Source organism: Paraburkholderia sp. SIMBA_053 (genome assembly GCF_046534895.1).
Taxonomy (GTDB): domain Bacteria; phylum Pseudomonadota; class Gammaproteobacteria; order Burkholderiales; family Burkholderiaceae; genus Paraburkholderia; species Paraburkholderia caledonica.
Window position 1 is genome coordinate 1 of record NZ_JAWRXU010001605.1, and the last position, 239, is coordinate 239.

Here is a 239-nt window from a genome sequence, read left to right on the forward strand (position 1 = left end):
GATGAAGAACACGAGCGTGACGCCAAGCGCGACCTTCGACCAGATGCCAAGACCGAACCACACGCCGAAGATCGGCGCGAGAATCACGCGCGGCATTGAGTTCGCGGCCTTGATGTACGGATCGAACAGCGCGCTCGCGAGCGGCGACAGCGCGAGCCATAAACCGACGCCCAGTCCGAGCGCCGTGCCGAGCGCAAACGCGAGCACGGTCTCGAGCAGCGTGATCCACAGGTGCAGAT

Annotated in this window: 1 pseudogene; it reads right to left on the reverse strand. The window is 64.0% G+C overall.

What is annotated here, in order from left to right:
- Positions 1 to 239: pseudogene (locus tag SB753_RS40970) on the reverse strand (ABC transporter permease); the annotation flags it as partial.